Here is a 6,856-nt window from a genome sequence, read left to right as displayed (position 1 = left end):
TAATTGTCCCGACATTTCGGACATTGATCATGGGTGATTATGGCTAAAACTGTCCACTGGTGAGCATCGCGCCCTCCGGGACCGAGGACCCGGGCACGAGAGCGCCCGGTGGCCGGGTCTCCGTGGAGGTCCGGCCACCGGGTGCGGGGGGGGTGGTCAGTTCCAGGTGGGGAGGAGGCCTCCGTCGTTGCTCGTCGGGGGCGCCTCCGATCGGGTCGGTTCCTGGGAGTCGGTCGGTTCCTCGGAGTCCGTGGGCTCCTGGGAGTCCGTGGGCTCCTGGGAGTCCGTGGGCTCTTGGGAGTCCGTGGGTTCGTTCGTGGGGCCTGGGGTTTCCGGGGCTGTGGGGGCGGGTTGGGTGGGGACGCTGCTCGGTGCGGGAGCCGGGGGCAGCGACGGCGGGATCTCCGGGGGCGGGGGTCCCACCGGGAGGCTGCGGCCCGCCGGGGCGCCGTACCAGTACGCCGTGGAGCTGTAGTCCCCCGGCTCGTCGTTGGCCGGGCCGTGCTCGATGCCCGCGACCAGACCGCTGCGGAACGACACCGCGTCACCCGCCATCAGCCGGTAGGCGCCGGTGCAGTCGTACTGGCACCCGTCCTGGTTGACCTCGTGAGCGGGGTTGCCCGCCTGCGGCATCGAGAACGTGGTGCCGAACCGGAAGTACCAGCCGGACTCGTAGAAGTCCTCGGTGCCGGTTCCGTGCCAGGCCGGTTCCTGCGCGCCGTCGACGTAGAACCGCTCGTCGCCCTCCAGGTAGTTGCGCGGGTTGGCGGCGGCCAGCGGCGTGGAGTGCGGCAGCACGCTCGCCCGAGTCTCGTTGAGCGGGATCAGGCCGCGCATGGTGTGGCTGACGCCGTAGAACGTGCCCGCCCCGCCGGTGTCGAGGAAGTTCCAGTCCTGCCCCGGCACCGTCATCCCGCGCTTGTGCGTGGCGTGGAAGTAGCCGCTGCCCGCGTCGACCCCGCCGGGCCCGGTGACGACCTCGGCGCTGGCGCCCTGGATCGGGATGCCGCCGGAGTTGACGATCTCCACCTTCGCGTTCTCGTTGAACGGCATCGGCCACCACGCGGCGTACCAGCCGTCCATCCCGGGATCGACCGAGCTCATCATGGTTCGCACGTCGTGCTCGCCGAGCCCGGTGCCGAAGAACTCGCCGATCGGGGCGTCCACCGTGGTCTGGCCGTCGAAGGTGATGCGCACCCGGGCGTCTTCGAGCACCGCGTCGGAGGCCGCGACCTGCTCCGGCGGGATCGCGTAGCGGCCGAACAGCTGCGAGCGCTCGAAGACCGGGTTGTCGATCCGGTACCCGTGAGCGCTCTCCTCACCCGGGTGCCCGGGGCCGAGGTCGAGCACGTCGGTGCGCACCCACTCGCCGTTGACCAGGCTCTGCACGTCGTAGCGGAACTCGTTGACGTCCAACGAGGACGCCACGAACCGGTTCTCGACGTCGATGGAGGACCGGCCGGCGGTGAGCTCGGCGGGCACGTCCAGCGACTGCACGCCCCACTGACCCGGGGCCGCCGCGCCGCTGCGCCACTCACCGACGTGCTGCCCGTTGACGGCGAAGCTCGCGACCTGGTCGGCGACCTGCGGGTCGAACCGCCGGATCACCCGCACGCCCTGGTTGTCGGGGGCGACCCGCATCCGGAACCGGCTGCCGCCGCCCTGGCCGAAGGCCATGCCGTCGTCGACGACCTGGGGCGCGGCCTGCACCTGCGGCAGCCGCACCCGCAGCTGGTTGATCCGCGCCGGGCCGGAAACCTCGGCGACGGTGTGCGAGCCGCCCGGCGCGAGGTCGAAATCGCTGCGCACCGGGGTCCCGCCGGTGGCGTTCTTCGGGTCGGCGACGCCGAACCCGCGCAGCTTGTCCAGCACGTCGGTCGCCGGGTCGGCGGGATCGAAGGTCCGCACGCCTTCCGCGTCGGGGAAGGTCCGGTAGTTGACGTGGTAGAAGTCCGGGTTGTTGCGCACGGTCACGCGCATCGACTCGCGGAACGGCATCGGCACCTTGCTGACCACACCGCCCGCGGCGTCGTCGGCGTTGCCGACCAGCGGCCACGCGAAGGGCGCGCCGAGCTTGCCGCTGACCACGTCGGCGAACGGGGCGTCGAGGACGGTGCGGCCGTCGAGCTCGACGACGAGGTTGCCGGTGGCGGTGACGTCGCCCATCGGCTCGCGGGTGCTCCACAGACCGGAGATCTCGCCCGGTCCGGTGTGCTCGGCGATGACGCAGCCCTGCTCGGATTCGCGCAGGCACGAGTAGGTGCCCTCGAAACCGTCGTCGTTGCCGCCGGAGCGGTCGAAGCTGGAGAACTGCAGGGACTGCTCGGCGCCGCGCAGCCGCGGCATCCCGTCGAGGTCTCGGAAGGTGTCCCAGCCGACCGGGCCCTTGCTGGGCGGAGCGGGTTGCTGGGCGTGTGCTCGGACGCTCGCGAACCCGGCGTCGGCGATCACCGCGGCAGCGGCGAGCGAGAAGACACCCAGGTACGCGGCGAGGCGGTGGGACCGCCGGCGGACGTCGCTGCGCGACGGTGCGGAGCGTGTTGTCATCGTGCTCGCCCTCCCCTGCGGACAGCACTGTCCACAGCAGACAGTTCTGCCGCTGATTCCGGTTCCGGTGAATCGTGATGCGCTCTAACTAGGTGGTTTCCAACCGACGCGGACCCGACAAGATCTCAAAGCGCGATCATGCGCAGCGTAAGAAATGGCCTCCCGGACGGCAACCAAACAACGGACGCGGAATAGTCATCGATGCGCGAATTCACTCAATAAGATGGTCTCTGGTGTGTCGTGTTCACGACAGCCGCCAACCAGGTGTTTTTGGTTGCCGGGCAGCCGAATTCAACTGATCGGCAGGTGTATCGAACCAGTTCCGGCTATTCGCGGCGCGAAAAAGCCGCAGCACGCGATGAACGCGCGCTGCGGCGGGATTTCGGCGACGAACGCGGGTCCTTTCCGCAAAGGATCCGCGCCCGCTGTTCTAGCCCTGGTTGAGCCGGTCGTAGACCTCCGCGGCGTTGTCCTTCGTGATCAGTTCGGTGCCCAGCGTCTGGGTCTTGGGCACCTGCTGGCAGTCCACGAGCAGCTTCTTGGCGGCCTCGACGGCCTCCGCGCCACCCGTCGGGTAGAGGTTCGTGGCCTGCAACCGCCCTTCCTCGACGGCCTTGATGCCGCCGGACGGGATCGGAAGGCCGTCGATGCCCACGAACTTCAGGTCCGGGCGGTTGGCGGCCTGCGCGGCCAGCCAGGCGCCTTCGGCCATCGGGTCGTTCTGCGAGTACACGGCCTGGATGTCCGGGTGCGCCTTGAGCAGCGCGTCCATCTTCTGCTGCCCGACCGAGCGCTCCCACTCGCCGTCGGCGGTGGCCACGATCTCGATCTTGGAGCCCGCGATGCCCTGCTTGAAGCCCTCTTCCCGCTCGGCGGCCGGCGTCGAGCCGGACAGGCCCTTGATCTGCACGATCTTGCCGCCCTGCGGCAGCAGCGTGTTCTTGAAGAACTCACCGGCCTGCCTGCCGATGGCGACGTTGTCCGCGCCGATGTAGGTGGTGAAGGCGTCGCCGTCGACCTTGCGGTCCAGCACCACGACCGGGATGCCCTGGTTGTAGGCCTTGCGCACCACGTCGGTCAGCGGCGCGGCCTCGTTCGGCGAGATCATCAGCAGGTCGACCTGCTTGGTCATGAGGTTCTCGACGTCGCTGACCTGCTTGGAGTTGTCCTTCGCGGCGTCGGAGAACTGCACCTCCTCGAACTGCGGGACCTTCTGCGCGGCCTTGCGGATGTCGTCGTCCATGCGCACCCGGTAGGGCTCGGCGAGGTTGGCCTGGCTCATCCCGATCGTGTACTTGCCGTCGGGGCCCTGGCAGTTCTTCGTCGCGTCCTGAGGCTGGACCTGGCCGGTGTTCTCGCTGGTGGTCCCGCAACCGGCGGCGGCGAACGCGACCGCGGCGCACGTGATGGCGACCAAGGACTTCGTTGTCTTGCGCATCGTGCTCCCTTCGGTATTTCTCCCTCACGCCGTGGGACGCAGGCGCTGCAGCGCCGCAGCCGCGACGATCACCAGTCCTTTGATGAGCAGTTGCAGATCGGTGTTGACGCTGTTCAGGCTCAGGATGTTGTTGAGGATGCCGAGCAGCAACGCGCCGGCGATGGTGCCGATCACCGAGCCCCGGCCGCCGGCCAGGCTGGTGCCGCCGACGACCACCGCGGCGATTCCGTCGAGCTCGTAGGCGGTTCCGTCGTTGGGGCTGCCCGCGTTGAGCTGCCCGGCGTGCACGATGCCGGCCAGCGCGGCGCAGAACCCCGCGATGACGAACGCGATGATCTTGACCCGGTTCACCGGCACACCGGACAGCCGAGCCGCCTTCTCGTTGCCGCCGATCGCGTACAGGTGCCGGGAGTAGGCGCTGGAGCGCAGGAACAGGATCGCGAGCACGGCCACAGCGGCGAAGATCAGCGCCGGGATCGGCACCACTCCGCCGAAGGTCCGCTCGCCCAGCAGGGAGAACAGCATCGGGGCCTGGCCGGGCCCGTCGCCGTAGGAGATCTGCACGGTCTCGCCGCCGGACCACATGCGCGCGAGCCCGCGCGCGATCTGCAGCCCGGCGAGGGTGACGATGAACGCCTGCACCCCCAGCAGCGCCACGGCGGCGCCCTGCAGGAACCCGAAGGCGATCCCGGCCAGCAGCACGACGAGGACCGTGGCCCACACGCCGTAGCCGCTGTTGACCATGAGCACGGCCGAGCCGACCGCCGCCAGCCCCAGCACCGAGCCGACCGACAGGTCGATCCCGCCGATGAGGATCACGAAGGTCAGCCCGATCGCGATGATCCCGATCTCGGAGACCGCGCGCACGATGTTGAACAGGTTGTCGCTGCTCAGGAACAGGATCTGGCCGTCGTTGCGGGGCGAGAAGATCACCGCCGCGATGAACACCGCGACCAGGCCGAAGAAGCTCTGGAACTTGAACAGGGTCTCGACGGTGTCGGCCCGCTTGGAACGCTGCGCGGGCAGGTCGCCGGGCACGGGCCGCTGCTCCGTCTGGTTGCTCAATTCGCACCTCCGCCGGTGCTCTGCCCGGTGCCGACGGCCGGCCCCGGTGGCTTCCCGTTCCGCTCTCCCATCGCCGCCGCGAGCAGTTCCGCCTCGCCGGCGCGCGCGGTGTCGAACTCGGCGACGCTGCGTCCGGCGCGCAGCACCACCACCCGGTGGCACACCCCCACCAGCTCGGGGAGTTCGGAGGAGGCCAGCAGCACTCCGATGCCGCGCCCGGCGATGTCCGAGAGCAGTTGGTAGATCTCGGCCTTCGCGCCGATGTCCACTCCCCGCGTCGGATCGTCGAGCAGCAGCAACCTGGGCTCGGTGAGCAGCATGCGCCCGAACACGACCTTCTGCTGGTTGCCGCCGGAGAGCGTCCCCACCGCGTCAGAGATGCGATCCAGCTTCACCTTCAGCTGCTCGACGCTGCGCTGGGTGGCGGTGGTCTCGGACTTGCGGCGCACCAGACCGGCGACGCCGAGCCGGTCGAGCACCGAGAGCACCGTGTTGGCGGTGACCGAGTGCCCGAGCACCAGGCCGGAGCTGCGCCGGTCCTCCGGGACGAAGGCGATGCCCGAGCGCAGCGCGCGGCGCGGACCCCCCGGCCGCACCGCTCGCCCGTCGAGCTCCACCTCGCCCTCCCATGCGCCGGGCGATCCGGCGCCGTAGAGCGACTCCAGCAGTTCGGTGCGGCCCGCTCCGAGCAGTCCGCACAGGCCGACGATCTCGCCGCGGCGCACCGTCAGGTCGATGCCGTCGGGTTCGCGCCGCCCGACCCGGTTCCGCTTCGGCCGGACCGCGAAACCCTTGACGCGCAGCAGTTCCTCGCCGACGTCGGCGGTCCGGGAGCGGAAGCGGGTCTGCACCGAGCGGCCCACCATCGCCTCGGCCGCCTCCTCGGCGGTCATCTCCTGGGCGTCGAACTCAGTGACCTTGCGGCCGTTGCGGAGCACGGTGGCGCGGTCGGCGACCTGGCCGATCTCGTCCATCCGGTGCGAGATGTAGACGATGCCGGTGCCGGTGCGCCGCAGCTCGCCGATGACGGAGAACAGCCGCTCGACCTCCGCTGTGGACAGCGCCGACGTCGGCTCGTCCATGATCAGCACCTTGGCGTCCAGCGACAGCGCGCGGGCGATGGTGACCAGCTGCTGCTCGCCCACCCGCAGCTCGCCGACGGGCCGGTGCGGGTCGAGGTCGATCCCGGTGCGCCGCAGCAGTTCTCGGGTGCGCTCCGCCATCGCGCGGCGGTCCACCACGCCGAGCCGGGTGCGCGGTTCGCGTCCCAGGTGGAGGTTCTCGGCGACGCTCAGGCCGGGCACCAGGTCGAGTTCCTGGTGGATCATCGCGATCCCGGCGTGCTGCGCGTCGGCGGGCTTTCCGAACTGGACCGGGTGACCCTCGATGGTGATCACGCCCGCGTGATCGGTGACGTCCCCCGAGAGGACCTTCATCAGCGTGCTCTTGCCCGCGCCGTTCTCGCCGAGCAGGGCGTGCACCTCGCCCCCGCGGATCGCGAGGTCAACGGCGTCGCAGGCGAGCACACCGCCGTATCGCTTGGTGATGCCGGTCAGCTCGACCAGCGGTGGCGCCGTGTCCATTCCGACTCCCGTCTCGTCGCACACCCGGGCGAGAAAACGATTGCTCGGACGCTAAGATGGTCGCACTCCTTGTGTCAAGGCTCACACGCTCGACCGGGCGATACGGCATCCATTTGGCTGCACGGAGATCACGCGGCGATCACGGCGAGTCGTACATGAACCATTACTCGACGTGGGGTAACGAGTCCGTTCCACGAGACCGCTCTCGCACTGAGGTACTGGA

The 6,856-nt window shown here is 69.7% G+C and carries 4 protein-coding genes; all 4 read right to left on the bottom strand.

Features of this window, described 5'->3' with window-relative positions; genetic code table 11:
• Nucleotides 1-156: 156 nt before the first annotated feature.
• Complete coding sequence (locus QFW96_RS29950) at nt 157-2,547, bottom strand: glycoside hydrolase family 172 protein (protein WP_281459113.1); 2,391 nt, start codon at nt 2,545-2,547, stop codon at nt 157-159.
• 430 nt (nt 2,548-2,977) lie between these two features.
• The gene (locus tag QFW96_RS29945; RefSeq protein WP_281459112.1) at nt 2,978-3,985 is read right to left on the bottom strand and encodes a substrate-binding domain-containing protein; all 1,008 of its coding nucleotides are present in this window, start codon (nt 3,983-3,985) and stop codon (nt 2,978-2,980) included.
• Nucleotides 3,986-4,009: 24 nt separating this feature from the next.
• Nucleotides 4,010-5,050 carry an ABC transporter permease gene (locus QFW96_RS29940; protein WP_406692668.1) on the bottom strand — a complete coding sequence of 347 codons (1,041 nt, stop codon included), beginning with the start codon at nt 5,048-5,050 and terminating at the stop codon, nt 4,010-4,012.
• Nucleotides 5,047-6,633 (bottom strand): sugar ABC transporter ATP-binding protein, encoded by a 1,587-nt coding sequence (locus QFW96_RS29935; RefSeq protein WP_281459111.1) that lies wholly within the window; start codon nt 6,631-6,633, stop codon nt 5,047-5,049. Before QFW96_RS29935 ends, QFW96_RS29940 begins: the two co-directional genes overlap by 4 nt.
• Nucleotides 6,634-6,856: the final 223 nt, after the last annotated feature.

Source organism: Saccharopolyspora ipomoeae, assembly GCF_029952525.1.
In the GTDB taxonomy this organism is placed as follows: Bacteria; Actinomycetota; Actinomycetes; order Mycobacteriales; family Pseudonocardiaceae; genus Saccharopolyspora; species Saccharopolyspora ipomoeae.
Note: the sequence above shows the minus strand (reverse complement) of the source record. Positions and strands in the feature narration are given on the sequence as shown.

What these genes read in the sequence shown, in the direction of transcription:
- QFW96_RS29950 (WP_281459113.1), bottom strand. Translation starts at nt 2,547, where the DNA reads ATGACAACACGCTCCGCACCGTCGCGCAGCGACGTCCGCCGGCGGTCC.
- QFW96_RS29945 (WP_281459112.1), bottom strand. Translation starts at nt 3,985, where the DNA reads ATGCGCAAGACAACGAAGTCCTTGGTCGCCATCACGTGCGCCGCGGTC.
- QFW96_RS29935 (WP_281459111.1), bottom strand. Translation starts at nt 6,633, where the DNA reads ATGGACACGGCGCCACCGCTGGTCGAGCTGACCGGCATCACCAAGCGA.